This is a genomic window from Streptomyces sp. NPDC028991 (assembly GCF_055564775.1).
On sequence record NZ_JBVHVP010000003.1, the window covers coordinates 455,976 to 482,804 of the forward strand.

Annotated in this window: 23 protein-coding genes and 4 pseudogenes; 10 read left to right on the forward strand and 17 right to left on the reverse strand. The window is 74.3% G+C overall.

Annotated features, from left to right (window positions below):
- Positions 1-37 precede the first annotated feature (37 nt).
- The 5 genes from ACZ4V1_RS09740 to ACZ4V1_RS09760 all read right to left on the reverse strand — a co-directional run bounded on the left by ACZ4V1_RS09740 (position 38) and on the right by ACZ4V1_RS09760 (position 5,274).
- The gene (locus ACZ4V1_RS09740; protein WP_468332046.1) at positions 38-1,441 is read right to left on the reverse strand and encodes an aspartate aminotransferase family protein; all 1,404 of its coding nucleotides are present in this window, start codon (positions 1,439-1,441) and stop codon (positions 38-40) included.
- Positions 1,438-2,559: an SDR family oxidoreductase gene (locus ACZ4V1_RS09745; protein WP_468332049.1), complete on the reverse strand. Its 1,122-nt coding sequence runs from the start codon at positions 2,557-2,559 to the stop codon at positions 1,438-1,440. The genes ACZ4V1_RS09740 and ACZ4V1_RS09745 overlap by 4 nt, the downstream gene beginning before the upstream one ends.
- A 56-nt stretch (positions 2,560-2,615) precedes the next feature.
- Complete coding sequence (locus ACZ4V1_RS09750) at positions 2,616-3,749, reverse strand: acyl-CoA dehydrogenase (protein WP_468332052.1); 1,134 nt, start codon at positions 3,747-3,749, stop codon at positions 2,616-2,618.
- A 72-nt stretch (positions 3,750-3,821) separates the two neighbouring features.
- On the reverse strand, positions 3,822-4,784 hold the full coding sequence (locus ACZ4V1_RS09755) for a bifunctional lysylphosphatidylglycerol flippase/synthetase MprF (protein ID WP_003977544.1): 963 nt from the start codon (positions 4,782-4,784) through the stop codon (positions 3,822-3,824).
- Entirely contained in the window at positions 4,768-5,274 is a 507-nt protein-coding gene (locus tag ACZ4V1_RS09760; RefSeq protein ID WP_403557280.1) for a hypothetical protein, read from the reverse strand. Before ACZ4V1_RS09760 ends, ACZ4V1_RS09755 begins: the two co-directional genes overlap by 17 nt.
- Positions 5,275-5,432: 158 nt before the next feature.
- On the opposite strand from ACZ4V1_RS09760, the gene pdxR reads away from it, so the two are divergent.
- From pdxR to ACZ4V1_RS09780, 4 genes and pseudogenes are all read left to right on the forward strand, one after another.
- Positions 5,433-6,878 carry a MocR-like pyridoxine biosynthesis transcription factor PdxR gene (gene pdxR, locus ACZ4V1_RS09765; protein WP_468332056.1) on the forward strand — a complete coding sequence of 482 codons (1,446 nt, stop codon included), beginning with the start codon at positions 5,433-5,435 and terminating at the stop codon, positions 6,876-6,878.
- A gap of 206 nt (positions 6,879-7,084) precedes the next feature.
- A complete protein-coding gene (locus ACZ4V1_RS09770; protein WP_468332058.1) occupies positions 7,085-8,671 on the forward strand; it encodes an alkaline phosphatase D family protein in 1,587 nt (528 codons plus the stop codon).
- 129 nt (positions 8,672-8,800) lie between these two features.
- A pseudogene (locus tag ACZ4V1_RS09775) lies at positions 8,801-9,658 on the forward strand (DUF7825 domain-containing protein); the annotation flags it as partial.
- Positions 9,659-9,797: 139 nt separating this feature from the next.
- Positions 9,798-11,135 carry a GNAT family N-acetyltransferase gene (locus ACZ4V1_RS09780; RefSeq protein WP_468332061.1) on the forward strand — a complete coding sequence of 446 codons (1,338 nt, stop codon included), beginning with the start codon at positions 9,798-9,800 and terminating at the stop codon, positions 11,133-11,135.
- A 92-nt stretch (positions 11,136-11,227) separates the two neighbouring features.
- Here the strand turns inward: ACZ4V1_RS09780 and ACZ4V1_RS09785 are convergent, their stop codons facing one another.
- Positions 11,228-12,451, reverse strand: coding sequence for a trans-sulfuration enzyme family protein (locus ACZ4V1_RS09785; protein WP_468332064.1), 1,224 nt, complete (start codon positions 12,449-12,451; stop codon positions 11,228-11,230).
- Positions 12,452-12,511: 60 nt separating this feature from the next.
- Here ACZ4V1_RS09785 and ACZ4V1_RS09790 point away from each other — a divergent pair, with 60 nt between their 5' ends.
- Entirely contained in the window at positions 12,512-13,003 is a 492-nt protein-coding gene (locus ACZ4V1_RS09790; protein ID WP_468332067.1) for an Lrp/AsnC family transcriptional regulator, read from the forward strand.
- Positions 13,004-13,081: 78 nt separating this feature from the next.
- Positions 13,082-14,770 carry a DUF885 domain-containing protein gene (locus tag ACZ4V1_RS09795; protein WP_468332070.1) on the forward strand — a complete coding sequence of 563 codons (1,689 nt, stop codon included), beginning with the start codon at positions 13,082-13,084 and terminating at the stop codon, positions 14,768-14,770.
- A gap of 10 nt (positions 14,771-14,780) precedes the next feature.
- Here ACZ4V1_RS09795 and ACZ4V1_RS09800 read toward each other — a convergent pair whose 3' ends face one another.
- The 3 genes from ACZ4V1_RS09800 to ACZ4V1_RS09810 form a co-directional block, all read right to left on the reverse strand.
- On the reverse strand, positions 14,781-15,626 hold the full coding sequence (locus ACZ4V1_RS09800; protein WP_468332073.1) for an SDR family oxidoreductase: 846 nt from the start codon (positions 15,624-15,626) through the stop codon (positions 14,781-14,783).
- 80 nt (positions 15,627-15,706) lie between these two features.
- Complete coding sequence (locus tag ACZ4V1_RS09805) at positions 15,707-16,225, reverse strand: immunity 21 family protein (protein ID WP_468332076.1); 519 nt, start codon at positions 16,223-16,225, stop codon at positions 15,707-15,709.
- A 21-nt stretch (positions 16,226-16,246) separates the two neighbouring features.
- Positions 16,247-16,738: a rhodanese-like domain-containing protein gene (locus tag ACZ4V1_RS09810; protein WP_468332079.1), complete on the reverse strand. Its 492-nt coding sequence runs from the start codon at positions 16,736-16,738 to the stop codon at positions 16,247-16,249.
- Positions 16,739-16,865: 127 nt separating this feature from the next.
- Between ACZ4V1_RS09810 and ACZ4V1_RS09815 the strand changes: the two genes are divergently transcribed.
- Entirely contained in the window at positions 16,866-17,312 is a 447-nt protein-coding gene (locus tag ACZ4V1_RS09815; protein WP_468332082.1) for an Lrp/AsnC family transcriptional regulator, read from the forward strand.
- Positions 17,313-17,320: 8 nt separating this feature from the next.
- Here the strand turns inward: ACZ4V1_RS09815 and ACZ4V1_RS09820 are convergent, their stop codons facing one another.
- The 4 genes from ACZ4V1_RS09820 to ACZ4V1_RS09835 all read right to left on the reverse strand — a co-directional run bounded on the left by ACZ4V1_RS09820 (position 17,321) and on the right by ACZ4V1_RS09835 (position 23,137).
- A complete protein-coding gene (locus tag ACZ4V1_RS09820) occupies positions 17,321-20,314 on the reverse strand; it encodes an AAA family ATPase (protein WP_468332085.1) in 2,994 nt (997 codons plus the stop codon).
- On the reverse strand, positions 20,311-21,474 hold the full coding sequence (locus tag ACZ4V1_RS09825; protein WP_468332088.1) for an exonuclease SbcCD subunit D: 1,164 nt from the start codon (positions 21,472-21,474) through the stop codon (positions 20,311-20,313). The genes ACZ4V1_RS09820 and ACZ4V1_RS09825 overlap by 4 nt, the downstream gene beginning before the upstream one ends.
- A 103-nt stretch (positions 21,475-21,577) precedes the next feature.
- On the reverse strand, positions 21,578-22,204 hold the full coding sequence (locus tag ACZ4V1_RS09830) for a YigZ family protein (RefSeq protein ID WP_468332091.1): 627 nt from the start codon (positions 22,202-22,204) through the stop codon (positions 21,578-21,580).
- A gap of 216 nt (positions 22,205-22,420) precedes the next feature.
- Positions 22,421-23,137 carry a hypothetical protein gene (locus tag ACZ4V1_RS09835; RefSeq protein WP_468332094.1) on the reverse strand — a complete coding sequence of 239 codons (717 nt, stop codon included), beginning with the start codon at positions 23,135-23,137 and terminating at the stop codon, positions 22,421-22,423.
- Positions 23,138-23,285: 148 nt separating this feature from the next.
- On the opposite strand from ACZ4V1_RS09835, the gene ACZ4V1_RS09840 reads away from it, so the two are divergent.
- The gene (locus ACZ4V1_RS09840) at positions 23,286-23,693 is read left to right on the forward strand and encodes a CoA-binding protein (RefSeq protein WP_468332097.1); all 408 of its coding nucleotides are present in this window, start codon (positions 23,286-23,288) and stop codon (positions 23,691-23,693) included.
- A 36-nt stretch (positions 23,694-23,729) separates the two neighbouring features.
- On the opposite strand, the pseudogene ACZ4V1_RS09845 reads toward ACZ4V1_RS09840, so the two are convergent.
- Positions 23,730-23,910 (reverse strand): annotated as a pseudogene (locus ACZ4V1_RS09845) (DUF2201 family putative metallopeptidase); the annotation flags it as partial.
- Between ACZ4V1_RS09845 and ACZ4V1_RS09850 the strand changes: the two are divergent.
- Positions 23,911-24,069: pseudogene (locus ACZ4V1_RS09850) on the forward strand (4-hydroxybenzoate 3-monooxygenase); the annotation flags it as partial.
- A 9-nt stretch (positions 24,070-24,078) separates the two neighbouring features.
- Here the strand turns inward: ACZ4V1_RS09850 and ACZ4V1_RS09855 are convergent.
- Positions 24,079-24,438, reverse strand: a complete 360-nt coding sequence (locus tag ACZ4V1_RS09855; protein ID WP_468332100.1) for an ArsR/SmtB family transcription factor — start codon at positions 24,436-24,438, stop codon at positions 24,079-24,081.
- 142 nt (positions 24,439-24,580) lie between these two features.
- Between ACZ4V1_RS09855 and ACZ4V1_RS09860 the strand changes: the two genes are divergently transcribed.
- Positions 24,581-25,690 (forward strand): cation diffusion facilitator family transporter, encoded by a 1,110-nt coding sequence (locus ACZ4V1_RS09860; protein ID WP_468332103.1) that lies wholly within the window; start codon positions 24,581-24,583, stop codon positions 25,688-25,690.
- 4 nt (positions 25,691-25,694) lie between these two features.
- On the opposite strand, the pseudogene ACZ4V1_RS09865 reads toward ACZ4V1_RS09860, so the two are convergent.
- Positions 25,695-25,901: pseudogene (locus tag ACZ4V1_RS09865) on the reverse strand (YbaK/EbsC family protein); the annotation flags it as partial.
- 39 nt (positions 25,902-25,940) lie between these two features.
- Complete coding sequence (locus tag ACZ4V1_RS09870; protein ID WP_468332330.1) at positions 25,941-26,744, reverse strand: acyltransferase; 804 nt, start codon at positions 26,742-26,744, stop codon at positions 25,941-25,943.
- Positions 26,745-26,829: the final 85 nt, after the last annotated feature.

The window sequence follows — 26,829 nt, forward strand, 5'->3', positions numbered from 1 at the left end:
CGGAGCTGGTGGCTGGCGCCGGCGCCAGGAGCCGGTGTCAGCTGGTCATACGGTCGGCCGTGCTGCGCAGGGCCGCGCCGAGGGTGGTGAGGAACAGGTCGAGCGCGGAGTCCTCGACCACGGCCGGCGGGGTCAGCCGCAGGACCCGGGTGGAGTTGAGGGAGTTGTTGACGAGCACACCGCGGGAGATCAGTTCCAGCAGGAGTTCGCCGACCGCCTGTTCTTCGGCGAACTCGATACCGATCAGCAGACCCCGGCCGCGCACTTCGCGGACCAGTCCGCCCTGGTACGGCGCGCACACGTCCCGTACGGCGGTGAGGATGCGCAGGCCGAGCGCGGCGGCCCGGGCCACGGTGTCCTCCTCCTCCATGGCCCGTACGGTGGCGAGGGCGGCGGCGCAGGCGATCGGCGAGGCGCCGAAGGTGGAGGTGTGCAGGTAGGGGTCGCGGCTGAAGGGGGCGTAGGCCTCCGCGGTGGCGACCATCGCGGCGACCGGTACGACACCGCCGCTGAGTCCCTTGCCGACGAGCAGCACGTCCGGACGAACGCCCTCGGCGTCGGCGCCCCACCAGGTGCCCAGCCGTCCCATGCCGGTCTGGATCTCGTCGACGACCAGAAAGGCGCCGTACGCCTGGCACAGCGCCCGCACCTGGCTGAGGTAGCCGTGGCGGGGGATGCGTACGCCGCCCTCGCCCTGGACGGGTTCGACGATGACGCAGGCCCGGTCGCGGCGGGCGGCCAGCGCCTGTTCGAGGTCGGCCGGGTCGTCGTAGGCCACCTGGGTGACGTCCGGGAGCAGGGGCTTGAAGGGCGTCTGGTACGTGGCGTTGGCGGTGACGCTCAGCGCGCCGAGGGTCTTGCCGTGGAAGCCGCTGCGGGTGGTGATCACCGAGGTGAGTCCGTGGGCGCGGGCCAGTTTCAGGGCCGCCTCGGTGGCCTCGGTGCCGGAGTTGACGAAGTGGACGTAGTCGAGGCCGGGCGGGGTGTGGGCGGCCAGGGCCTGGGCGGCCAGGGCGGCGACGGGTTCGAGGAGGACGCGGCTGGCCAGCGGGTGGGTGTCGATCTGCCGGTGCACCGCTTCGACGACGGCCGGGTGGCGGTGGCCCATGATGAAGACGCCGTAGCCGCCGAAGTCCAGGAAGCGGCGGCCGTCGTCGGTGTGGATCCAGACCCCCTCGGAGCGGACCTCGGCCATGCCGCCCATGACACGGCCCATCACGGCACGGCCGGAGCCGATGTGCTTGAGGTAGAGGTCCACGATGTCGGGCCGGTCGGTCGGCGCGGCGGTCCCGGAGTGCGGGGCGGAGGTTCCGGAGGACGCGGCGGCAACCCCGGAGGACGGCGTCGCGGTCTCAGAGGACGGCGTCGCGGTCTCAGAGGACGGCGTCGCGGTCTCAGAGCGCGGCCCGGCGGGCCCGGTGGACGGGGGCGATACGGTCATGACGCCACCTCCATCGCAGCGGCCGCGGCGGTCCGGTTCCGGGTGAGCAGGTCGGCCCTGTCCCCCGCCCAGCTCTCCGCGTTGCGTACGAGCGCGGCCCTGATGTCGGTCCGGGTCAGGCGGGTGCCGCAGTCGGGTTCGCCGAGGGATGTGTCGAACGGCAACTCCCGCTGGAACACCAGCAGCAGTTCCGCGTAGTACTCCAGCCGCCGCCGGAGGGACGCGGGCAGCGAGGTGCCCTCCAGCATGGGCAGGAGCAGCCGGTGCACGGCATCGACGGGGATGAGCCGGGGCCGCTGGGGCCGGGGGAGGCCGTGGCGTACGGCGACGTCCGCGCAGACGTCGGCGAACTCCCGCAGGTCGATGGCCTCCTTGCCGGCCGTCAGCCAGTATTCGCCGTCGGCCACGCCGCCCCGGACCAGGTCGCCGATGGCCCGCGAGACGTAGTCCTGGGGCACCATGTCGATCCGGGTCTCGAGGGCTCCGGGCAGCACCGGGGCCTGCCCCAGGACCATCGAGCCGATCGTCTTGGTCAGCCCCTGCCGACCGGCGATCCGCCCGCTGACGGAGTCGCCCATGACGACCGAGGGCCGGACGATGGCGCCGGGCACGCCCGCCTCGCGTGTCATCTGTTCGGCCCTGGCCTTGGAGTCGAGGTAGGCGGCTGCACCCGGGAAGCGCCGGCGGTCCTCCTCGGTGGGGGTGTTGGCCACGAACGCGGTACTCACCAGGTACAGCGGGGCGTCGGCCCGGGCCGCCAGGTCGAGCATGTTGTCGGCACCGCGCAGATTGGTGCGCGTGATGTCCTGTGGCGGGGCATGCCAGTTGGTCTCGGCGGCGCAGTGCAGCACCACGTCCACCTCAAGGGCCAGTTCGTGCCAGGCCAGTGGGCTCAGGCCGAGCCGGGGAGCGACCAGGTCGCCCTGGAGCTCGCGCACCCGCGGATCGCGCAACGGTGTGTTGCGGCGCAGGCACAGCAGGTCGAAGTCGGGTGACAGCTCGTCGATCAGGGCACGCCCGAGCACTCCGGAACCGCCGGTGAGCAGCAGGGAGGGGCGGTCGCGCCGTCCCGTACGGCCGACGGGCAGGAGGGCGAGACGCTGGTTGTCTGACGGCATGGGGGGTGTGTTCTCCCAACGGGTCTCGGCCCACCGATGGACGGTGGGGGGCGCGGTCAGGCGATGGCGAGTGGCCGGTCGGCCAGGTACGCGGAGAACGGGGCGGTCATCCGGGAGCGCGACGGCGGGTGCAGGGAGAGTCCGTTGGCGCAGGCGGCCAGGTGGCCCACCTCGTCGGACGTCATGAAGTTGAGGCCGCCGAGGAGTTCGACCGCGCGCGGGACGACCCGGGCGATGGCGTCCTGGACGCCGTAGCGCACGTACAGCGCCTGTGCGAGCGCCGGCTCGTCGAGGTCACCGGCGTCGATACGCCGGGCGACGCCCTCGGCGGTGGCCATGGCGGCCTCGGTCTCGACGAAGAGGCGTACGCGCTCGTGCTCGGGGATGCGGTCGTTCAGCAGCACCCGCTCCACCAGCGCGCTCGCGGCGCCGAGGTAGCTGCCCGTCATCAGCGTCTGGAACCAGATCAGACCGGCCGTCTGAAGTTCGTCGAGCTGTTCACCGGAGGTCGTCCCGGTGCGCAGCAGGAGTTCCGGCGGTACGAGGACGTCGGTGAGCGTGACCTGTTCGCTCTCGGCCCCGGCGAGGAAGGCGCTGGACCAGAAGCCGCTGACGCTCATCCCCTCGCTCTCCGCGGGCACGAGGGCTACGGCGAGTTCGTCGCCCTGCCCGTTCTCGCGCGGGATCAGCACGCTGGCGGTGAGCACGTCCATGGAGTGGGCCAGGCTGCACGGCCGTTTGACGCCGTTGATCCGGACGCCGTCCGCGGTCACCGTGGCGGTCATCGACGGGTCGAGGATGCCCGCGCCGCTGCGGCCCTCGGCGAAGCCGGAGGCGATCACGCGGTTGGACGAGGCCACGCCCTCGATCAGCATCCACTCCAGGCCGTCGCCGAGGCCGCCGATCCCGACCAGGGTGGCCATGGAGAAGTGGTGCATGGTGGTGGCCACGGCCAGGGACGGCGAGCGGCTGCCGATGGCCCGCTGCACGCGCAGGGCATCGAGCGCGGTGGCGCCCCGGCCCTGGTGGGACTCGGGGACGAGCAGTCCTGGCCCACCGCTGTCCCGGAAGTGCCGGATGCCCGGGCTGCCCGGCCGCTCCAGTTCCATCAGCGGGGCCTCGCGCAGGGCGGGGTCCAGTTCGGGCAGCAGCTTCGCGAGGGTGGCGCGTTCACGCTCTAGGAATCTCATGGGCGTGCGGTCCTCCAGGGTGGGATGAATGCGGAATCGGCGCGGCGCTCGCGCGGCCGTGGACGCGGTGGCTCAGAGGGCGTTGGTGGCGCGCAGCAACTGCCAGACCGCGCCGGGGCGGGGCCTGCCGCGGAAGGCGATGTACTCCGGCAGGACCACGTGCGGGGCCCACTTCTGCTTGTACTCGAGCTGGGAGGCCGCCGGGTAGATCACATCGCCGCGCTCGGCCAGGAGACGGGCGAACCGGGTGAACATACGGCTGGCACCGGGTAGTTCGTGCTCCGGGTCGAGCCCGGTGAACGGGGTGAAGCCGAAGTGCAGCCAGCCCGCTCCCTCGGCGGTCAGCCGTTCCATGACGGTGGCGTTGAGCGCCTCCATCACGCCGGGCGGTGCGTCGGGGCGGCGCCGGCTGAGGTCGTGCAGCCAGCCGGAACGGCTGCCGTAGACCGGCGAGTAGTTGATGTAGCCGGCCGTCTCGCCGTCGATCCGGCCGACGAACAGACGGCGGTGCCTCTGCAGGCTCCCGTTGCGCTGGCCGACGAGGAAGCGCAGCTCCTTGACGTGCCGGCCCTTGTCCCGCAGCCAGCACTGGTCGATCCGGTCCAGTTCGGCGCAGTCGTCGCCGGCCATCACCTCGGCGACCTCCAGGCCCGCCCGCCGGGCGCGCGAGATCTTGTTCCGCAGCCGGACGAACCGTGAGCCGCGCAGCGTGAAACGGCTCAGGTCCACCGCGTACGACGCCCCGAGCTGGTTGACCGTGAAGCCGTGCGCCGCGTACAGCTCGGCGTCCGCCCGCTGCAGTTGCACGGCGACCAGACGGCGGCCGGCGTGGGCGGCGAACGCGTCCAGCAGGCGTGCACGGTGTTCCGGCGCGGTGAACGGGCCGCCGAATTGCAGTACGTAGCGGCCCGAGGTGCGATAGGCGCAGGCGCCGTCGAACCCGCCGTCGTGGAAGTACGCGTTCCCGCTGTTGAGGGCGAGAAAGGAACTGGGGTTGTCGCTGTGCGCGGCGAGTGTGTCAAGCACGGACGGCATCGGCGTCCTCCACGGAAGTCCGCACGGCGGCGCTTTCACCGGAATCCGCCGCCGAGTGGTACCGCTGCTCGAACCTGCGGAACTCCGGGGTGGTTTCCGGCTCGAAGGCGACACCGAAGGGTTTGAGGGAGTTCCCGAAGAGGGCCCGGTCGCCCATGAGGTGGATCGGGAGGGCCAGCAGTGCCCATTCCGGCCGGACGAACAGCGCCCACGCCCCGGCCAGGACACCCGCTGTGACCAGGCTGTGCATCGTGTTGTAGGCCACGTAGCAGCCGCGCGGAACGTGTCCGTCCGGGCTGCGCCGGAAGGCGATCGCGCCGGGCAGGTATCCGACGACGTCGATCACCGCGAACAGCAGCACGAAGACGGCCCAGCGGATTTCCGTGAGGTGCTGGAATGCGAGCACGAGCGATACGGTGAGAAAGCCCAGCCATTCGAGTCGGGAGAGAGCGAAGGTGGTCTTCGTCTCGAAACGGTTCTTGGCGTCCACGGGCGCTCCTGGATTGCGCGTACGATTCCGGGGCGCGACCTCGGCCTGCCCCCTCGCTGTGGTCTGTCACTTCGGTTTACGCACCAGTGGGTCCAACCCCTCGTAAAGTGGGGGCGATTGGTGCCTGGAGGAAGACGTGACACACGGGGGAGCTCTTCATGACGCCGTCGACCGGCCCGGGTGGCCGTCCGGGCTCCGCCGACCGCAGCGCCGCCTGGGAGTTGCTGCTGCCCGCCGCCTCGGCACCGGCACGCGCGCGTGGCCGCGCCCTGCGGGAGGCGCTGCGGGACGCGGTCCGCTCGGGCCGGCTCGCGCCGGGCACCCGCCTCCCGTCGAGCCGGGACCTGGCGGCCGACCTCGGGGTGTCGCGGGGGCTGGTGACGGAGGCGTACGAGCAGCTGACGGCCGAGGGCTATCTGCGCAGCGGGCGGGGCGCCGGGACCTGGGTGGGGGACGCGGTGCGGGCCGCCCGTCCGCGCGCGCGTGACCTCGCCCCGCGTTCCCCCGCCGACCGCGTCGACTTCGTACCGGGGACGCCGGACCTGTCGCTCTTCCCCCGCTCGGCGTGGGCCGCCGCGCAGCGGGGCGTGCTGACGGAACTGCCGCACGAGAGCCTCGGTTACCCCGACCCGCGCGGGCTGCCCCGGCTGCGGACCGCGCTGGCCGAGCTGCTCGCGCGGCGCCGGGGCGTGGTGGCCGACCCGGAGCGGATCGTGGTGGTCTCCGGGGTGGCGCAGGCGACGGCGCTGCTCGCGAGCGTGCTCCACGCGCGCGGGATACGCACCGCCGGTGTCGAGGACCCCGGCAGCCCTCAGCACGACGCCCTGTACGCGTCGGCGGGGGTCGGCACCGTGCCGCTGCCCCTGGACGGCCAGGGACTCGCCGTCGGACCGCTGCGCGCCTCGGGGGTACGGGCCGTCGTGACGACTCCGGCACACCAGTTCCCCACCGGGATCGCCTACTCCGCGCGGCGGCGCGCCGAGCTCCTGGACTGGGCGCGCTCCGTGGACGGTCTCGTCCTGGAGGACGACTACGACGGCGACTTCCGATACGACCGTGCCCCCGTGGGCGCACTCCAGGGGCTCGATCCGGAACGCGTCGCCTACACGGGTTCGGTCAGCAAGTCACTCGCCCCGGGACTGCGGCTGGGCTGGCTGCTGGTCCCGGAGTGGCTGGCGGACGACGTGGTCGAGCGCAAACGCACCACCGACCTCGGGCATCCCGCCCTCGACCAGGCACTCTTCGCCCGTTTCGTGGAACGCGGCGACTACGACCGCCAACTGCGCGTCTGTCAGCGCGCCTACCGCGAGCGGCGCGACGCGCTGGTCGCCGCGCTCGAGGAGCACTTCCCCGGCGCCCGGGTCTCCGGCATCGCCGCCGGGCTCCACGCCATCGCCGCACTCCCGGAACGGTACGGCCCCGAGGAGCGCTTCCTCGCGCGCGTGACGAAGGCCGGAGTCGCGGTGCGTTCACTGGCGGAGTACGGGCACGGGGCGGGCGGTGACGAGGCGGCGGCGAAGGAGGTGCGGCTGGTACTGGGGTACGCCCACCTGACGCCGGGGCGGATTCGGGCGGGGGTGGGGATGATGGCGCAGGACGCGTGACGCCCGGGAAACCGGCGGGGGAGACTCCCGACGCGGGGTGGGCGGGCGCGCGGGTCGGCGTCCACGCACGCGGGCGGCCGGTTGTTCACCCGGAATTGGCTTGGCCGCCGCGCCGCACCAGTAGGTCTGGCTCTGCACACTGGCCCGAACGCTGGCCCGAACACTGGCCCGAACACTGGCCGGATCCCGTCCCTGGAGGCGCATCCATGTCACACCGTCCGTTGCCCGGTCGCCGCAGCGTGCTGCGCGGATCCCTCGCCGCGTCGGCGGCCCTCACCCTGCCCACCGCCCTCGGGGCGGCACCGGCGTTCGCCCGTTCCGGGCGGCCGGGAGCGGGCTGGGGCGTGCAGACCGGAGACGTGACCTCCCACTCCGGACTGGTCTGGGTGCGGTCCGACCGGCCGGCCCGGATGGTCGTCGAGACGTCCGCGACCGAGTCGTTCCGCAACCCGCGCAGATGGCGCGGCCCGCTGCTCGGAGCGGACACGGACTTCACCGGCACGACCAGGCTGCGCGGCCTGCCGCCGGGCGAGCAGATCCACTACCGCGTGCTCCTCGCCGACCCGGACGACCCGCGCCGCACCGGCGAGCCGGTCGCCGGCACCTTCCGCACGGTGCCGGTCCGCCGGCGCGAGGGAGTGCGTTTCGTGTGGTCCGGTGACCTGGCGGGCCAGGGCTGGGGCATCAACCCCGACCTCGGCGGCTACCGCATCTACGACGCCATGGGCGCCCTGGACCCGGACTTCTTCCTGTGCAGCGGCGACAGCGTCTACGCCGACGGACCCATCGCGGAGACCGTGGCCCTCCCCGACGGCAGCACCTGGCGGAACATCACCACCGAAGAGAAATCCAAGGTCGCCGAGACCCTCGCCGAGTTCCGCGGCAACTTCCGCTACAACCTGCTCGACGAGAATGTGCGGCGCTTCAACGCCCAGGTCCCCTCGGTCGTCCAGTGGGACGACCACGAGGTGCGCAACAACTGGTACCCGGGCCAGGTGATCGCCGACACGGACGCCCGCTACACCGAGAAGAGCGTGGACGTACTGGTCGCCCGGGCCCGGCGCGCGTTCGGTGAGTACTTCCCGATCTCCACCCTGCGCCCCGGCGCGCGCGAGGGGCGTGTACACCGGGTACTGCGCCAGGGCCCGCTCCTCGACGTGTTCGTGCTGGACATGCGGACGTACCGCAACGCCAACTCCCCGGGCGGTCAGGCCGTGGACCCGCAGGGCATCCTGGGCCGCGAGCAACTGGAGTGGCTCAAGCGGGAGCTGTCGCGGTCCCGTGCGGTGTGGAAGGTGATCGCCGCCGACATGCCGATCGGCCTGGTCGTGCCCGACGGAACCGAGGGCAAGGCGAACATCGAGGGTGTGGCGCAGGGCGATCCCGGCGCGCCGCTGGGGCGCGAACTGCAGATCGCCGAACTGCTGCGCTTCGTCAAGCACCGCCGGATCACCGGCACGGTGTGGCTGACGGCCGACGTGCACCACACCTCGGCCCAGCACTACCAGCCCTCACGGGCCGCGTTCACCGACTTCGAGCCGTTCTGGGAGTTCGTGTCCGGGCCGCTCAACGCGGGTGCCTTCCCGGCCAGCTCCCTCGACGGCACCTTCGGCCCGGAGAGGGTGTTCGTGAAGGCTCCGACCGCTTCGAACGTCTCGCCCGCGGAGGGTTACCAGTTCTTCGGCGAGGTCGACATCGACGGCGGCAGCGCCGAGATGACCGTGCGGCTGCGCGAACAGGACGGCACGGTGCTGTATACGAAGGTGCTCCAGCCGGGCAGGGTCGGCCAGTAGTTCCCGTAGCCTGTCGGGTGTGCCGCGCACCGGCGTCATCCCCTGGTGCGCGGCTCCCGCCCCGCCTGCCTCCACTCGCCTCGCGCCTGCCCCGACTCCCGGCCGTGCGGCACTGTGTCCGCAGTTCGGGCAGGCGCTGCTGCGGGTACGGCGTCGGCGCTGGGCACCGAGGAGGGTGAGCGGCTCGCGCGGTGGCTGACCGCCGAGGGGTCGGGGCTGCCCGCCTCACGGCGGACGGCGAACACCCGCGTCCTGGTGGAGCTCGGCGAGGTGCCGGAGCTGCGGGACGATCTCCCGGCCGCTCTGCGGCCGTTGGGGCAGCCGGTGAGTGCGTACCGGGAGCGCTGGTACTGCCCTCACTGGAACGGCGAGATACGGCAGCACTGGCTCGCCCTGCTGCCCGAGAGGCCGGAGCTGGTGGCGGCGCGCCTGCTGCGTGAGGTGTCCACGGTGGCCGTGGACGACGGCCGGGGCGCCACCGCCGTACTGCCGCGCCTCGCCGAGACGGACGGCGAGGCGGGCGAGGCCGTGCACCTGTGCGTCGCTTACGGGCTCGGGGCCCGGCACGCGGAGGACCGGCTGGCCGCGGTGGACGCCCTGCTGGTGCTGGCGGCGCGCGGCCGGCTCGACACCGACCGGCTGGGGGCGGACCTGGGCCAGTTGGTGCGAGGCGGCGCGGTGAAGCCGGTGCGGCTCGCCGACGCGGTGCGGACCGCGGCGGCGACGGGGGCGAACGCCACCATCTGGGGCGTGCTCCGCCAAGCACTGCCCCTCCTGCTCGCCGATCTCACCACCGGCGCGGCCGGCCCCTCCGCCCGCGGGCTCGGCGAGCTGCTCGCCGTGGCCGCCGAGTGCGCCGAGCGGACGGGGGCCCGTGGCGACCTGCCGCACCTGTCGGTGGCGGCGGACCGGCGCGGTTCGTCCCGGCTGGTGACGCAGGCCCGGCGGCTGCGCGGCGCACTGGCGCGGGAGGGGGACGCGGCCTGAGAGCCCACACTGGCAGGACCCTGACACCGCACTGGTGAAAAGAGCAACAAATGCCCCAGAAGCCTTCTTTACCCATCGGTCACAGAGCGTTCGTGATCACGCAACACCGTTCCTTCACAGTAGCGGCATGAGTCGAGACATGTCTGATGTGACGGGCGCCGCGGCGCACCTCGTGGAGCACGGCTCCGCAGTACCCGCCCTGCTGCTGGCCTCGGTGGCCGCCCTGGTCGTCACGGCGGGCTTCCACGCCTGGTGGTCACGCCGCCACGGACACGCCCCGCCGGCGGACGATACCGGCACCCGGCCCCCGGCCGCCCGGCGGCAGGCCGGGCCGTCCGGCCGGGAGGACGGGGCGGCGGCGGAATCCGGCGCGGCGGCCGGGGACAGCGCGCTGTGGCGGATGCGGACGACCGTACGGGACACGCCGGGGTCGCTGGCCGTGCTGTGCGCGGCCCTCGCCGACCGGCGGGTCGACATCCTGAGCCTGCAGACGCACCCGCTGGCCGAGGGCACGGTGGACGAGTTCCTGCTCCGCGCCCCGGGTGACCTGACGGGTTCCGAGCTGGCCGACGCGGTGTCGGCGGCGGGCGGTGACCGCACCTGGACCGAGCGGGCGGACGCCCACGACCTGGTGGACGCGCCGACCCGGGTGCTGGGCCTGGCCGCCCGTACGGCCCTGGACTCGGCGGAACTCCCGCTGGCGCTGCGGCAGTTGCTGGGCCGTTGCACCATCCGGTCGCTGCCTCCGGCCGCCGGGGCAGACGCCGCGGACGGTGTGCCGCCGGAGGGCGCACTGGAGGACACCGTGCTGCGGCTGCGCGCGCCGGAGGGCGGGGTGATCAGCGTGGAGCGGCCGTATCTGCCGTTCACCCCGGCCGAGTTCGCCCGGGCGCGGGCGCTGGTCGAGCTGGACGCCCGGCTCGGTCCGCGCCTGCCGCACAGCCGGGACGTACTGACGTTGTCCGAGGGGCACGACATCACGGTCCGCCGGGCCGACACCCGCGACGTTCCGGCGGCGAAGGCGATGCACGAGCGGTGCTCGGCGCGGACGCTGAGCATGAGGTACCACGGCCCGGTCGGCGACGCCGACCGGTATCTCAACCACCTCCTCGGCCCCCGCCACGGCCGCACCCTCGCCGTGCAGACCGCCTCGGGCCGGATCGTCGGGCTGGGTCACCTGCTGTGGGACGGGGACGAGACGGAGGTCGCGCTGCTGGTCGAGGACGCGTGGCAGCGGCGTGGCGTCGGCGGCGAACTCCTCGGCCGGCTGGTGGCGATGGCGGCGGAGACGGGCTGCGAGAGCGTGTACGCCGTGACGCAGGCGTCCAACACCGGCATGGTGGCCGCGATGCGCGGCCTGGGCCTCCCCCTCGACTATCAGATCGAGGAGGGGACCCTGGTCGTCACGGCCCGCCTGGACCCGGCGGCCCGGGCGGCGGCGCGGCTTCCGCACGGGGAGCCGGTCGGCAAGGAGTGAGCCGGCGGGCGGGTGCGGCGCGGGCGGGTGCGGCGCGGGCGGCAGGCCGGCCGGCCGGCCGGCCCTCGAGGGTCGGCCGGCCCGCGCGCCGGTCAGTCCGCGCGCGACAGTGCCTCCCGCAGCGGTATCGCCCCGGCCGCCCGCTCCCCCAGCGCCTGGTCCAGGTCGCCCCACAGGTCGTCGACGTCCTCCAGGCCCACGGACAACCGCAGGAGCCGGTCGCCCACCCCGGCCTCCCTGCGGTCGTCGGCGTCGACGATGCGGTGGCTGATGGACGCCGGGTGCTGGATGAGCGTGTCGACGCTGCCGAGGCTCACCGCCGGGGTGATCAGGCGGACGCGGCCGATGACCTCGTGCGGATCGCCGTGGACCTCGAAGGAGACCATCGCGCCACCGATGCGCGGATAGTGGACGCGGGCCACTCTCGGGTCGGCGGCGAGGCGCCGGACGAGTGCGGCGGCGTTCGCGGAGGCGGCCCTGACCCGCACGGGCAGCGTCGACAGCCCGCGCAGCAGGAGGTATCCGGCCAGCGGGTGCAGTACGCCACCGGTGGCGAAGCGGACCTGCCGCAGCCGCCCCGCGAACTCCTCGTCGCAGGCCACCACGCCGGCCAGCACGTCGCCGTGCCCGCCGAGGTACTTGGTGGCGCTGTGCAGCACCAGGCGCGCGCCCTGTTCGGCAGGGCGCTGGAGCACGGGCGTGGCGAAGGTGTTGTCCACGAGCAGCGGCACCGATCCGCAGGCGTGGGCGACGGCCCGCAGGTCGGCCTCGGCCAGCGTGGGGTTGGCCGGAGACTCCACGAGCACCAGGCCGGTGTCCGGGCGCAGCGCGTCCGCGATGCCCGCCGGGTCGGTCCAGGTGACCTCCGACCCGAGCAGTCCGGCGGTCAGCAGGTGGTCACTGCAGCCGTACAGGGGGCGAACGGCCACGACGTGCCGCAGCCCCATCGACCCGCGGACCAGCAGCACGGCGCTCAGCGCGGCCATGCCGCTGGCGAAGGCGACCGCGGCCTCGGTGCCCTCCAGCCTGGCCAGGGCCGTCTCGAAGCGGGCGACGGTGGGGTTGCCGAGACGGCCGTAGACCGGCGGTCCCTCCGGGTCGGCGCCGGTGGTGGCGAACGCGTCGATGCGGGCGGCCTCGCCGCGGCTGTCGTACGACGGGTAGGTCGTGGACAGGTCGATGGGCGGGGCGTGCAGTCCCTGGGCGGCGAGGTCGTCGCGGCCGGCGTGCACGGCCTCGGTGGCCAGCGCCCTGCCCCCGGGTGCGGTGGTGCGTACGTCGTCGGATGGTGACGTGTGCGTGCGCGCAGAGTCCATGACCCGAAGAGTGAACACCGACCGGCGCTTCAGGACGGGAGGCCGTGCTACGTTCGGCCAATGGCCGAATCCGTCGTACTGGATCCGGTGGACCTTCATCTGCTGCGGCTGCTGCAGAACGACGCCCGGGCCACCTACCGCGATCTCGCCGCCCAGGTCGGGGTGGCCCCGTCGACCTGCCTGGACCGGGTGACCCGGCTGCGGCGTGCGGGGGTGATCCTCGGCCATCGGCTGGAACTGGACCCGGCCAAGCTGGGGCGGGGGCTCCAAGCGCTGCTGTCGGTGCAGGTGCGCCCGCACCGGCGGGAACTGGTCGGCCCGTTCGTGGAGCGGATCCGGGCGCTTCCCGAGTCGCGCACCGTCTTCCATCTCACCGGCCCGGACGACTACCTCGTCCACGTCGCGGTCGCGGACATGACGGATCTGCAGCGGCTGGTCCTGGACGGGTTCACCTCCCGGCCGGAGGTGGCCCGCGTCGAGACGCGGCTGATCTTCCAGCAGTGGGAGTGCGGCCCCCTGCTGCCGCCCGCCGCGCCTGCTGCCACGCCCTGAGCGAAATCCGGCCGCCCGCGGCAGCGGACCCGGCGAACCGGGCTGACGCGGCACCGGTATCCGTATGAGTATGTCCGCATGTCAGAGACCATGAGCCCGCTGCCCCGCGAGGTCGCCGACGCCTACGTCGACGATCTCATCGCCCTCGACCCGGTCACCGGTACCTTCCTCGGCGTGCAGGCAAGTTCCAGCCGTCTGCCCGACTTCTCACCCGCGGGGCAGGAGGCCCTCGCGGAGCTGGCGCGGGCCACGCTCGCCCGGCTGGACGAGGCGGAGCGCCGGCCCGGCGGGGACAGCGACGTGGAGCGGCGCTGCGCCCGGCTGCTGCGCGAGCGCCTCACCGTCGAACTCGCCGTGCACGAGGCCGAGGAGGGCCTGCGGTCGGTCGGCAACATGGGCACCGCCGCGCATTCGGTGCGCGAGGTCTTCACCGTGACGCCGACGCAGACGGACGAGGACTGGGCGCGGATCGCCGAGCGGCTGCGCGCGGTGCCGGCCGCGCTCTCGGGCTACCGCGAATCCCTGGCCCTCGGACTGGAGCGCAAGCTCTACGCGTCTCCGCGCCCGACCGCCACCTTCGTCGGGCAACTCGGCGAGTGGGCGGACACGGGTGCGGGCCGCGGCTGGTTCGAGGACTTCGCGTCGGCCGGCCCCGACGCGCTGCGCGCGGAGCTGGACGAGGCCGCCCGGGGCGCGACCGCCGCCGTGGTGGAGCTGCGGGACTGGATGCGCGACGTGTACGCGCCGGCGATCGAGGGCGCCCCGGACACGGTGGGCCGCGAGCGCTACGCCCGCTGGTCGCGCTACTACAACGGCACGGACCTCGACCTGGACGAGGCGTACGCCTACGGCTGGGCCGAGTACCACCGGCTGCTGGGCGAGATGAAGCTGGAGGCGGAGAAGATCCTGCCGGGCGCGGAGACGCCGTGGGTGGCACTGGCGCACCTGGACGAGCACGGCAGGCACATCGAGGGCGTCGACGAGGTCCGCGACTGGCTGCAGGGCCTGATGGACCAGGCGATCGAGGCGCTGGACGGCACCCACTTCGAACTCGCCGAGCGGGTGCGTAAGGTGGAGTCGCGGATCGCCCCGCCCGGCAGCGCGGCCGCCCCCTACTACACGCCTCCCTCGGAGGACTTCTCCCGTCCCGGCCGCACCTGGCTGCCGACGATGGGCCTGACCCGCTTCCCGGTCTACGACCTGGTCTCCACCTGGTACCACGAGGGCGTCCCGGGGCACCACCTGCAGCTCGCCCAGTGGGCGCACGTGGCCGACGACCTCTCCCGCTACCAGGCCTCGGTCGGCATGGTCAGCGCCAACGCCGAGGGCTGGGCGCTGTACGCGGAGCGGCTGATGGACGAGCTGGGCTTCCTCACGGACGCGGAGCAGCGGCTCGGCTACCTCGACGCCCAGATGATGCGGGCCGCCCGGGTCATCGTGGACATCGGCATGCACCTGGAGCTCGAGATCCCGGCCGACTCCCCGTTCCACCCGGGTGAGCACTGGACGCCGGAGCTGGCACAGGAGTTCTTCGGCTCGCACAGCAGCCGTCCCGCGGACTTCGTGGAGAGCGAGCTGACCCGGTACCTGACGATCCCGGGCCAGGCGATCGGCTACAAGCTCGGTGAGCGGGCGTGGCTGCTGGGCCGTGAGAACGCCCGCAAGCGGCACGGTGACGCCTTCGACCCGAAGGCCTGGCACATGGCGGCCCTGTCCCAGGGTTCGCTGGGTCTGGACGACCTGGTGGACGAGCTGTCGCGGCTGTGAACCGGGCCGCTCACCGCCGGAAACCGCCCTCCGAGTCGACGACCTGACCGGTGACCCACTCCGCCTCGTCCGTGGCCAGCCACGCGATGAGGCGGGCCGGGTCGTCGGGCATGCCCCACCGTCCGGCGGGGAAGAGCGCGGCGATGGCCTCGTAGTCCTCGCCGGTCATGTAGTCGGTGTCCACGGGCCCGGGGTTGACCGCGTTCACGGTGACGGCGTGCTCGGCGAGGGTCGTCGACAGGGAGCGCGTGATGGAGGCGAGGGCGCCTTTCTGCAGCGCGTAGGCGATCTCACCGGGCATGCCGGCGGCGATGTCCTGGCCGGAGGTCATCATCACGACGCGTCCGCCGGGGGTGCGGGGCGGCAGCGCGGCCCGCAGCCGGGCGTAGGCCTGGACGAGCAGCAGAACCGAGCGGGTGTCGACCTGCCAGTGCGCGTCGAGCATGGCGGCGTCGATGGTATCGAGGGTGCCGTCGGAGCCGCTGAGGGCGTGGTTGGCGACGAGGATGTCCAGCCGTCCGCCGAGCGCCTCGGCGGCGGTGGTGATCAGTTCGCCGGGGGCCGCGGGTTCGCCGAGGTCCGCGGGGCCCGCGAGCACGGTGGCGTCCGGGTCGCCGAGCGCGGTGCGCACGGAGGCGACGACGTCCTCGGTGCGGTCGGCGCCCCAGGGCATGGCCGCGTCGTGTGGGACGTGGTGGTGCAGGTAGACACTGGCCCCGTACGCGGCGAGCCGCCGGGCCACGGCGTGGCCGATGCCGCCGCGCCGGCTGGCCCCGGTGACGAGGGCGGTCCGGCCGCGCAGGGGCAGGGGGTCGCGGCGGAGTTCTTCGGGGGCGGGGTGCGGAAGTCGTGGCATGGGCAACCATGATGGGCGGCCCGCCACCGCCTCGCACTCCGGTTTCTTTCCGCCGTCGCGAGGCCCGGCCCGGCGGTCGGCTACCGGTCCGCGAGCCGCCGCAGTTGTACGACGTTCAGCCAGGTCTCCGGCCCGGGGCGCACCTCGGCCGCGCGTACCGCGTACCGGCCCGGGTCGAGGGCGACCCGCACGTGGTCGGCGCGGTCGCAGGCGGTGCCGGGCCAGGCCGCGTCGAAGAGGAGCACGGGGCCGGGCACCCGCCAGCACACCTCGGGTTCCCACTCGGCCGCGTCGAGGGCCGCGGGGACGCCGGCCAGCACCTCGTCCTCGGTGTCCGCGGCGCACCAGCGGACGAAGGCGGCGTGGTCGGGCAGGTAGGCGGTGGAGGCGGGTTCGTCGCCGAGCACCAGGGCCGCGCAGTCACCGACGGGGAGGAGCCCCACCTGACCGTCGACCTCGCAGGCCCGGTCGTAGTCGGAGGCCGTCTCCTCGCCGTCGGCGCCGCTCCAGAACGGCAGGACCGTCTCCGGGACCGCTATGAGCGGACCGCCGCCCGACTCGACCCACTCCACCGCGCCCGGCTCCGCGTATCGCACCATGCGGCAGAACCTACACGCCCGTCAGCAGCCGCAGTCGGCCGCGTTCACCGGCGCGGTGAGCCGGTCGGCGGGGCGGCGCTCGGTGCCCTGCCGGGTCTCGTACGCGAAGCCCTCGCGCGCCCAGTACTCGAAGCCGCCGAGCATCTCCTTGACGGGGTGACCGAGTTCGGCGAGGGCGAGGGCGGCACGGGTCGCGCCGTTGCAGCCGGGGCCCCAGCAGTACGTCACGACCGGCACGGCCGGGTCGAGGAGCCGGCCGGCCTGTTCGGGGACGAGCGCGGTGGGCAGGTGGACGGCGCCGGGGATGTGGCCCTGGTCCCAGGACTCGGTGGAGCGGATGTCCACGAGGACGAACCCGGGGCCGTTCCCGTCCGCCAGCGCGGCGGCGACGTCGGAGACGTCGGCGTGGAAGGCGAGGCTCGCCCGGAAGTACGCGGCGGCCTCGGCGGGGGCCGCGGGGGCGACGCGCAGAACGGGGTTCACGGTGGTGGGGTTCACGGTGGTGGGGTTCATGGTCCGGTCCGGCCTCTCCTCGGTGGATCTCCTGACCGGAAACCTATGGTCGGCGAGCGCCTCCCCAGAAGGGGGATTCCCCGGCCCCCCTCTTGTTTCGCCGGGGATCGCCTGCTATCCATCCCGGATGACGACGTTTTCCCCGGACGCCACCGACTGGCTCATCCTCGACGTCCTCCAGCGGGACGGACGGGCCAGTTTCGCCGAGCTGGCGCGCGCCGTGTCGATGTCCGCGAGCGCGGTGACCGAGCGGGTGCGGCGGCTGGAGGAGGCGGGGGTGATCCAGGGGTACGCGGCGGTCGTCGACCCCGACCGGCTCGGCCTGCCGGTCCTGGCCTTCGTCCGGCTGCGTTATCCGACCGGCAACTACAAGCCCTTCCACGACCTGGTCGCGGTCACGCCGGAGATCCTGGAGGCGCACCACGTCACGGGGGACGACTGCTTCGTCATCAAGGTCGCCGCGCGGTCCATGCGGCACCTGGAGGAGGTGTCGGGCCGGATCGGCGCGCTGGGCTCGGTCACGACGAGCATCGTCTATTCCTCGCCGCTCCCGCGGCGCCCGCTGGGCCGCTGAGGGCGGGCTCAGCCGTCGCCCCGCTGCCGCAGCACCGAGCCGGACCGGCCCTTCACGACCTCCAGTTGGGCGTGGATGCGCCGCCGCAGGTCGGGGACGTGGCTGACGATGCCGACGCTGCGGTCCCGCTCGCGCAGTGCGTCGAGGACGTCGAGGACCTCGTCGAGGGTCTGGTCGTCGAGGCTGCCGAAGCCCTCGTCGATGAAGAGGGTGTCCAGGCGGACGCCTCCGGCCTCGTCCGTGACGACGTCGGCGAGGCCCAGCGCGAGGGCGAGAGAGGCGAAGAACGTCTCACCGCCGGAGAGCGTGGCCGTGTCCCGCTCGCGGCCGGTCCAGGCGTCGACGACGTGCAGGCCGAGGCCGCTGCGGCCGCGCCCGGTGCGATCGTCGGAGTGGACGAGGGTGTAGCGGCCGGAGGACATCCGCTGCAGCCGTGCGGTGGCCGCGGCGGCGACCTGTTCGAGGCGGGCCGCCAGCACGTACGACTCGAGGCGCATCCGGCGTTCGTTGTCCGCGGAGGTGCCCGCCGCGAGGGAGGCGAGGCGGGTGACCCGGCCGTGTTCCTCGCGCAACGGGGCGAGCCGGCGCACGGAGGTGGCGGCGTGCGCGGACAGCCGGTCCAGCTCTGCGCAGCGCCTGGCGGCGGCGTCACGCGACGAGGAGGCTTCGCGCAGGCGCCGGCCCGCGTCGGCCGCGGTGTGTTCCGCCGCGGCGAGGTCGGCGGGCGGCTGCTGGGCCGCGGCGGCGGTGTCGGCCTCGGTGAGGACCGCGCGGACGGCGGCCTCCTCGGAGTCCCAGGCGTCGAGCCGGCGTTGCAGCTCGCGGTGGGCGGTGTCGTCGAGCAGCGCGGCGGCGGCCTCCCGCGGGGTGTCGAAGCCGGCGCGGAAGGCGGCGTCGGCGAGACGGGCGTCGGCGTCCTTGAGCCGCTGGGCCGTGTCCTCGGCGACGCGGGCGGCGTCGGCGGCCTCCGTCAGCCGCGCGGCCCGGCGCTCCAGCTGCGCGGCCCGTGCGGCCACGCTGTCGGCGGCGCCGCGGGCGCGCGCCAACTCGTCCTCCAGCGCGGTCCGTTCACTCTCCAGTCGCTCCCGGTTGCCGACCCGGGAGGCGGCCCGGACGGCGGCCTGCTGCTGGGCGGCGATCCGCTGCTCCCGCTCGTGCTCCGCACGGCGCAGTTCCTCCTGCGCGGCATGCAGCCCGGAGGCGCTCGCCCGCGCCCGCGCGTACCGCCGCTCCAGCTCCTCGGCCTCTTCGGCCAGCCGGGCGGTGGGCGCGTCCCCGGCCTCCGCGGTGGCGGCGGCGAGTGCCTCCCGTACGGTGCCCAGGCGCCGTTCGGCGTCCGCGCGCCGCTCGTCGGCGTCTTGGTAGGCGGCGAGGGCGCGCTCCTCCGCCTGGCGGTCCACGTGCCCCGCGGTCCTGCGTGCGGGGGCGGGGTGCTCGGTGGCGCCGCACACGGCGCACGGTGCGCCTTCGCAGAGGCCTTCGGCGAGTTCGGCGGCGATGCCGTTCAGTCGCTGTTCTTTGAGGTCGAGCCACCGGGCGCGGGCCTCGACGGCCTGTTCGGCCGAGGCGAGGGCGTGCCGCTGGGCCTCTTCCGTGTCGGCGGCGTACCGGTCGCGTTGCCGGGCCGCGTTCAGCCGCCGCTGTGCCGGGTCGCGCTGTACGGCCAGCTGTTCGGCGCGGGTGGCCGCTTCCCGCGCGGAGTCGACGCGGGCCTGCAGTACGGTGCGGGTGACCTCCCAGTCGGCGAGCCAGGTCTCCGCCTCGTGCAGGACGTCCTCGTCGGCGCGTTCCTGCCGGTCGAGTCGGGTCCGCTCCTCGACCAGCTCGGCGAGGCGCTGTTCGGCCCGGCGGGCCGAGTCGAGCCCGCCCAGTTCCTCGGCGGTCCGGCGTGCGGCGGCGGCGAGTCCCGCGGCGCCGGCGTCCGCGAGGTCCTGGGGCAGCAGGGCACGCGCGTGTTCCTCCGCGACCACCGCCCGCCGGTGTTCGGCGTCGGCGGCGTCCCGCAGTTCCAGTGCGGGGGCCACCGCTTCGGCCTTGCGGGCGCGCTCCATGCGTAGCTGCGCGGCGCGGTGGGCGTCGGCCCGCTCGGCCAGCCGCGCGGCCCGCCCCCGTGCCTCGGCGAACCGGCGTTGCAGCCGGTCCAGTTCCCGTACGCCCGCCAGGTCGCGTTCGGCGGTGGCCTGGGCGGACTCGGCGGCCGTGAGCCGGCAGTCGGCGACGGCCAGCAGCTCGCGGGCCGTGCCGCGGGCGACGGCGGCGGCGGTGAGGACGGCCTCGGCGAGTCCGGGCTCGCCGGGCGCCAGCTCCGGAAGTTCCATGGCGTCGCCCGCGGCCTGCTGCATCCGGTGGGCGTCGGCCAGCAGCGTGGCGTCCCCCTCGCGCACCCGCGCCTCGGTGGTGCGGCGCCGCTCGGCGAGGCGTTTCTCGACCTCGGCGAAGCGACGGGTGTCGAAGAGCCGGCCGAGAAGCTTGCCGCGCGCCTCCGCGTCGGCGCGCAGGAAGCGCGCGAAGTCGCCCTGCGGCAGCAGCACGACCTGGCAGAACTGCTCGCGGCTCATGCCGAGCAGCTGGGTGATCTCCTCGCCGATCTCCTGATGGGAGCGGCTGAGGTCCTTCCAGGTCCCGGCGCCCGCGTCGTACTCCCGCAGCCAGGTCTGGGCCTTGTCGAGCGTCGTGCCCCTGCCGCGCAGCTTGGGGCGCTCCCAGGGCGGCTGCCGGGTGACCTCCAGCCGCCGTCCGGCGACGGTGAGTTCGAGGCGTACCTCGGTGCGCGTGCCGACGGCGGCGTGGTCGCTGCGCAGGTTCGTGCCCTGGCCGCTCTGGCGGGCGCCGGGTACCGAGCCGTACAGCGCGTAGCAGACGGCGTCGAGGACGGACGTCTTGCCCGCGCCGGTGGGCCCGTGCAGCAGGAAGAGCCCGGCGGCCGACAGGTCGTCGAAGTCGACGCCCTGCGATCCGCCGAAGGGTCCGAAGGCGGTGATGTCCAGCCGGTGCAGCCTCACCGGGCCACCTCCCGCGCGGTCTCGTCCGCGCGCACCGCGTCGAAGGCGTCCCGGAGCACGGTCCGTTCGTGGTCGTCGGGTCCGGCGCCGCGCACGTGCCGCACGAAGTCCTCCGCGATCTGCTGGTCGCCGCGGCCGGCGAGACGCCGGGCGTACGACACGGCCGGGTCGCCCGGGGCCCGCTCGGGATCGAAGAGGAGGCTCAGCGTGTGCGGGAAGCGGCCGGTGAGCCGGACCATGGGGTCGGCCGGACGGACCGGGTCGGTGAGGGTCGCCTCGACCCACGCCTCCTCGTGCGGGGTCAGCCCGGGATCGGCGAGCAGCTCCTCCAGGGTGCCGCGCAGCCGGGCCAGACCGCGCGGCACCGGGCAGTCGATCCGCTCGGCGGTGACCGAGCCGCCGGCGTCCAGGTCGACGAGCCACATGCTCTTGCGGTGGCGGTGCTCCGAGAAGGAGTACGGCAGCGGGGAGCCGGAATAGCGGACGCGCTCGGTGAGGGTCTGGCAGCCGTGCAGGTGCCCGAGCGCCACGTAGTCGACGCCGTCGAAGACACCGGAGGGCACGGCGGCCACCCCGCCGACGGTGATGTCCCGTTCGCTGTCGCTCTGCTCGCCGCCGGTGACGAAGGCGTGCGCGAGGACGACGGAACGCGTTCCCCGCGCGCGCGTGGCGAGGTCGGCGCGGACCCGGTCCATGGCGGCGGCGAGCACGGCCTCGTGGCCCGCCTTCTCGACGCCGAACTCGGTCTTCACCAGGGCGGGTTCGAGGTACGGCAGCCCGTAGAAGGCCACCTCCCCGTGCGTGTCCTCCAGCACGACCGGCGTCCCGCACCCCGCCGGATCGGTACGCAGGTGGATACCCGCCCGGTCGATGAGGCCGGCGCCCACCCCGAGGCGGCGGGCCGAGTCGTGGTTGCCGGAGATCATCACCGTCGGCACCCCGAGGCCGGCGAGGCGGTGCAGGGCGTCGTCGAAGAGCTCGACGGCGGCGAGCGGCGGCACCGCCCGGTCGTACACGTCTCCCGACACGACCACGGCGTCGACGCCGTGCTCGCGCACGGTCTCGACGAGGTGGCCGACGAACCCGGCCTGGGCGTCGAGCATGTTCACCCGGTGGAACGCCCGGCCGAGATGCCAGTCGGAAGTGTGCAGCAGTCGCATGATCCCCGAGACTAACCGCAGGGTCCGACAGCCCGGGTGGTATCTCCTGTTTCGCCCCTCATCCCTGCCACCCAAAGGCCGTTACGCCCCTTTTGTCGTGCTGTCACGTGTCCCCGTACGCCTCGCCACCCAGTTCGAACCCGGCCGATCCGGCGGTGGCGTCCGCGAGCCAGGCACGGAACGTGTCCACGTCGGCCTCCGGCAGGCCGATCTCGATGGTGACGGCCTCGGCGTACCGCACGTCGCGCACCGCGCGTCCCGCCGTGCGCAGGTCGTTCTGGAGCCTGCCCGCCCGCTGGTGGTCGACGGTCGCCGTGGCCAGGCGGAACCGGCGGCGGGTGAGGGTCCCCAGGTCGTCCAGGGCCTCGCCGACCGCACCGCCGTAGGCGCGGATGAGCCCGCCCGCACCGAGCTTGACGCCGCCGTAGTAGCGGGTGACGACGGCGACGACGTACCGCATGTCGCGGCGCAGCAGCATCTGGAGCATCGGGGCGCCGGCGGTGCCGCCGGGCTCGCCGTCGTCACCGGCCTTCTGCACGGCGGCGTCGGCTCCGATGACGTACGCCCAGCAGTTGTGGCTGGCGTCCGCGTGCTCCTTGCGTACGGCCGCGACGAACGCCCGGGCCTCCTCCTCGGTGGCTGCCGGGGCGAGGGCGCACAGGAAGCGGGAGCGGTTGACCTCGGTTTCGTGCACACCCGCGCGGGCGACCGTGCGGTACTCGTCCTGCATCCGGCCACCCTATGCGCTCACCGTCGCCCGCCTCCCGGCACGGTCATCGCGGCCGGCAGGGCCGCACCGGGGGGCGAGGGCGTACGGCGGCGGTGCGGTCGCGGCGGCCTCGTCCGGCGAGGGGCGGGGCGTGGTCGGCGACGCCGCCGGGTCGGGCCGACTCGGCGTACCGCGGCGCGGCCGGGCGGCGCAGCGGGCCCGGCCCCGGGCGGGCGATCACGCCGGGGCCCCGATGTCCCGGGCGAGGTGCAGGCCGAGGAACCGGTCGGCGTAGGCATAGGTCTCGAACCGGGCTCCGTCCGGAAGGTGCGGATCGGTCTCCACCCGGCGCAGGACCCGCAGCACGCCGGGGGCGTCCAGGTCGTCCTCCCAGGCGGCACGGAGTCGGTCGCGCACCTCGCCCGGGACGGGACGCGACGGCTCCCGCGCCCAGGCGGCGACCGCGCCGCGCCAGCGCGCGAGCGTGTCCCGGGCATCGTCCAGCACGGCCGCGTCGAGCCGCACGCGCGCGTGGTGGTGCCGCTCCAGCAGGGCGAGACGCAGGGCGTCGGGATCGTCGGGGCCCGGTTCGGCGGCGTCCACGCGGGCGACGGCGACCGTAGTCCCGTCCGGGATGGCCCCGCCCTCCCGCACCACGTGCACGGCCTGGCCCGCGCCGGGTCCGGTGCCCGCGGCGCCGCCGTCCTCGAAGGGGCGGATGCCGAGGGCCGCCGCGTCCGCACTCAGCCCCGCCCTCTCGTCCGCGCCGGTCAGCAGGGCCCACGTGGGCGTGCCGTCGAGTTCGAGGGCACGGACCATGAGGTCGGCGACGAGCAGCACGCGCAGTCCGGTCGTGTCGCGGCCCGGCGCGTGCGCCTCGACACGGGTCGGTCCCCGCCGGGCGGGGGCGGCGGGGACGGGCTCTGAGGTCCGGGCGTCGATGATGCGCAGCACGGGGCGAGCGTAGGCGGGGCCGGGCGGTGGCGCACAGGGGCGCGCTCACCGCCCTCCGCCGCCGCGGGGGAATCTCCGCATACCGCCGGCCGTTGACGGATCGGAGGACGCGACACCCGAGTCGCCCCAGGAGTTCAAGGAGGCCGCCGTGTACGGCGACGAGGCAACGGTCCGCAAGATCCTCACCGGGCTCGGCGACACCTGGGCCGTGGTGGGCCTGTCGTCCAACCGGGGGCGCGCCGCGTACGGCGTCGCCGAGGTGCTGGGGCGCTTCGGCAAGCGCGTCGTGCCGGTGCATCCCAAGGCGGAGACGGTGCACGGCGAGCGGGGGTACGCCTCGCTCGCCGAAATCCCCTTCGACGTGGACGTCGTCGACGTCTTCGTCAACAGCGACCTGGCCGGACCCGTCGCCGACGAGGCGGTCGCCAAGGGCGCCGGGGCCGTCTGGTTCCAGCTCGGTGTGATCGACGAGGCCGCGTACGAGCGGACCAGGGCCGCGGGACTGGAGATGGTGATGGACCGCTGCCCGGCGATCGAGATCCCGCGGCTCGGCTGACCCCGCCACGCCCCACCGGCCACCGGTCGGGGCCGCGCCGATCTCCACCGCGCGCCCAGTCGGGCGGTGAGCCGGGCACGTAGTCGGGGTGGTCCTCGCCCCGGGACTCGTGCGTGCCGTGCCGGGGGAACAGGCCCACCACCGTCCGGCAGGACGGCCGGGCGTCCGGCCAGGGCGTCTGCCCGTCGGTCAGGACCACGACGGCGTCCGGTGCGGGGAGTTCTCCGAGTGGCTCGCGGAGATGTGCCACGGCACGGCGTCGGGCGACCCGTACCGCGCGGGCGCCGCGCCGGCCAGGCTGCGGCGCCTGTTCGACTCACCCGCCGCGGCGGCGGCGTTCGCCGAGCAGTACCTCGGCACCCGCACCGACGGCTGAGGTTCCCGCTCAGTCGTGGAGCGGCCGGTCGCCGAGCCGGTGGTCGGCCACGTTCAGCGCCTCTTCGACCAGACGGCGCAGGTGCCCGTCACGCAGCGCGTACACGACCCGCCGTCCCTCCTTGCGGGTGCTCACGAGCCCCGCGAGCCGCAGCCGGGCCAGATGCTGGCTGACCGCGGGCCGGGCGGCCCCGCACGCCTCGGTGAGAGTGGTGACGTCGGCCTCCCCGGCGGTCAGTGAGTGCAGCAGGGTCAGGCGGGTGCGGTCGCCGAGCAGGGCGAGGATCTCGGCGGCGAGCGCGAACTGCTCCTCGCCGGGTGTGCGCGGGTGCGCATCGTCCGCAGATGACAGATGCATGCGTGCGCTCATACGCACATAATGGCGTGGTGGACACCCGGCGTCCACCACCGCGGACGAGCACGGCACAGGACCACCGCACGACACCGCACGCGAACCCGGCACAGGACCACCGCACCCGGCAACCGCACCGGACCACCGGAAGGGGCATCCCGTGAGCGACCCGCACCGGCATCAGCGCGACGATCGACCTCACCACCACACGCACCATCAGCACGGCGGGCACCAGGACGACGGTGCCCGCACTCCCGGGCACCACTCCCCCGCCCGCCCGTGGCACCGCCTCGGGCACCGGCTCACCCACCGCCTCGCCCCGCACTCCCACGAGAGCGCCGACAAGGTGGATCCGGCCCTGGAGTCCTCGGCCCGCGGACTGCGCGCCCTGTGGGTGTCACTGGCGGTGCTCGGCGCGACGGCGGTGGTACAGGCGGCCGTGGTGGTGGTCTCCGGGTCGGTGGCGCTGCTCGGCGACACGGTGCACAACATCGCGGACGCGCTGACCGCCGTGCCGCTGGGCATCGCCTTCCTCCTGGGCCGGCGCGCGGCCACCCGGCGCTTCACGTACGGCTACGGGCGGGCGGAGGACCTGGCCGGCATCGTCATCGTCCTGACGATCGCCGCGTCCGCGGTCCTGGCGGCGTGGACGGCGGTGGACCGGCTGCTGGACCCGCGTCCGGTCACGCACCTACCGGCGGTCGCGGTGGCCGCCCTGGTCGGTTTCGCCGGCAACGAGTGGGTGGCCCGCTACCGGATCCGCGTGGGCCGGGCGATCGGCTCCGCCGCGCTGGTCGCCGACGGACTGCACGCCCGGACGGACGGCTACACGTCGCTGGCCGTACTGCTGGGCGCCGGGGGTGCGGCGGTGGGCTGGCAACTCGCCGACCCGGTCGTGGGGCTGGCGATCACGGCCGCGATCGCGCTGGTCCTGCGGGACGCGGCGCGCGAGGTGTTCCGGCGCCTGATGGACGCCGTCGACCCGGCGCTGGTGGACCGGGCCGAGCGGGTGCTCGCCGGGGTGCCCGGTGTGCACGGGGTGGGTGAACTGCGGCTGCGCTGGATCGGGCACCGGCTGCGGGCGGAGGTGGCGCTGGTGGTGGACGGCGAGGCGACGGTCCGGCAGGCGCATCACATCGCCGTCGAGGCGGAGCACGCCCTGCTGCACGCCGTCCCCCGGCTCACCGCCGCGCTCGTCCACGCGGACCCGGCACCGGCCCCGGGCGAGACGGACCCGCATCTGGCGCTGGCCCACCACGCCACGGCCTGAACGGTCAGGCGACGCCCAGCCCCTCCAGCACCACGGCCGCCGGCAGCTCGGCGAAGGCCTCGCCCGGCACCAGCGGCTTGCCGCGCCGGCGTCCGCTGCCGACGAGCACGTACGGCAGGTCGACGACGGCCGAGTCGACCAGCACGGGCCAGTCGCCGGGCAGGCCGACCGGGGTGCTGCCGCCGTACTCCATGCCGGTCTCGCCGGTCGCCGCCGTCTCGGTGGACGGGCGGCACCGGGACCGCCGCGGTCAGTTCTCGGCGGCCGGCTCCGCGAGCCTGCCCGTCCCGCCCGTCCGGTCGCCCAGCTCGGCGAGCCGGGCCACCGCCTCGTCGTCCAGCTTCGACAGCGCCCGGAGCTGTCCCGGTGTGACGTCGTCGGGTACCGGCACCGGAGCCGGGGTCCGCAGCGGTGGCTGCCAGCCCTCGTCGGATGTCCAGCGCCGTACGACACGGGCGGGCGCGCCCGCCACCACGGCGTGGTCGGGGACCGTGCCGCGGACCACGGCACCGGCGGCCACCACCACGTTCCGCCCGATCCGCGCGCCCGGCAGGATCACCGCTCCGGTGCCGATCCAGCAGCCGGGGCCGATCTCCACCGGGTGCATCCGCGGCCACTGCTTGCCGATGGGCTGGTGCGGGTCGTCGTAGGAATGATTGGTGGAGGTGACGTAGACGTACGGGCCGAAGTAGCAGTCGCTGCCGATGGTGACCGTGGTGTCCGCGATGACGTGGCTGCCGCGGCCCAGGACGACCCCGTCGCCGATGCGCAGGATGGGCTCCGGGCCCAGGTCGAGGTCGGGCATGAGTCCGGCGGTCAGCGTGACCTGCTCGCCGATGATGCAGTGGGCGCCGACGTGGATCCAGGGCTCGCCGAAGACCGTGCCGAGCGGGAAGGCCAGCCGGGTGCCCGTGCCCAGGGCGCCGAAGCGGAAGCGGCCGGGACGCGCGGCGGTGACGGAGCCGGTGCGCTGGACCCAGGCCCAGCCCGCGTGGACGGCGCGCTGCGCGAGGCGGCTGGACCAGGACGAGAACGTGTTCTTGCGCTTCGGCACCCGCTCACGGTAGTCGGCGCGCGGTGCGGCCATGACCGCGGAGGCCTGTGATCTTCACCCCACCGGGTGGCGTACGGTGCCGTAC

Bases quoted from the DNA above. Each gene is read 5' to 3' on its own strand.
- ACZ4V1_RS09780 (WP_468332061.1), top strand. From the start codon at position 9,798: ATGTCTGATGTGACGGGCGCCGCGGCGCACCTCGTGGAGCACGGCTCC.
- ACZ4V1_RS09790 (WP_468332067.1), top strand. From the start codon at position 12,512: ATGGCCGAATCCGTCGTACTGGATCCGGTGGACCTTCATCTGCTGCGG.
- ACZ4V1_RS09785 (WP_468332064.1), bottom strand. From the start codon at position 12,451: ATGGACTCTGCGCGCACGCACACGTCACCATCCGACGACGTACGCACC.
- ACZ4V1_RS09855 (WP_468332100.1), bottom strand. From the start codon at position 24,438: ATGAGCGCACGCATGCATCTGTCATCTGCGGACGATGCGCACCCGCGC.
- ACZ4V1_RS09745 (WP_468332049.1), bottom strand. From the start codon at position 2,559: ATGCCGTCAGACAACCAGCGTCTCGCCCTCCTGCCCGTCGGCCGTACG.
- ACZ4V1_RS09740 (WP_468332046.1), bottom strand. From the start codon at position 1,441: ATGACCGTATCGCCCCCGTCCACCGGGCCCGCCGGGCCGCGCTCTGAG.
- ACZ4V1_RS09795 (WP_468332070.1), top strand. From the start codon at position 13,082: ATGTCAGAGACCATGAGCCCGCTGCCCCGCGAGGTCGCCGACGCCTAC.
- ACZ4V1_RS09750 (WP_468332052.1), bottom strand. From the start codon at position 3,749: ATGAGATTCCTAGAGCGTGAACGCGCCACCCTCGCGAAGCTGCTGCCC.
- ACZ4V1_RS09755 (WP_003977544.1), bottom strand. From the start codon at position 4,784: ATGCCGTCCGTGCTTGACACACTCGCCGCGCACAGCGACAACCCCAGT.
- ACZ4V1_RS09805 (WP_468332076.1), bottom strand. From the start codon at position 16,225: ATGGTGCGATACGCGGAGCCGGGCGCGGTGGAGTGGGTCGAGTCGGGC.
- ACZ4V1_RS09815 (WP_468332082.1), top strand. From the start codon at position 16,866: ATGACGACGTTTTCCCCGGACGCCACCGACTGGCTCATCCTCGACGTC.
- pdxR (WP_468332056.1), top strand. From the start codon at position 5,433: ATGACGCCGTCGACCGGCCCGGGTGGCCGTCCGGGCTCCGCCGACCGC.
- ACZ4V1_RS09810 (WP_468332079.1), bottom strand. From the start codon at position 16,738: ATGAACCCCACCACCGTGAACCCCACCACCGTGAACCCCGTTCTGCGC.
- ACZ4V1_RS09825 (WP_468332088.1), bottom strand. From the start codon at position 21,474: ATGCGACTGCTGCACACTTCCGACTGGCATCTCGGCCGGGCGTTCCAC.
- ACZ4V1_RS09800 (WP_468332073.1), bottom strand. From the start codon at position 15,626: ATGCCACGACTTCCGCACCCCGCCCCCGAAGAACTCCGCCGCGACCCC.
- ACZ4V1_RS09830 (WP_468332091.1), bottom strand. From the start codon at position 22,204: ATGCAGGACGAGTACCGCACGGTCGCCCGCGCGGGTGTGCACGAAACC.
- ACZ4V1_RS09770 (WP_468332058.1), top strand. From the start codon at position 7,085: ATGTCACACCGTCCGTTGCCCGGTCGCCGCAGCGTGCTGCGCGGATCC.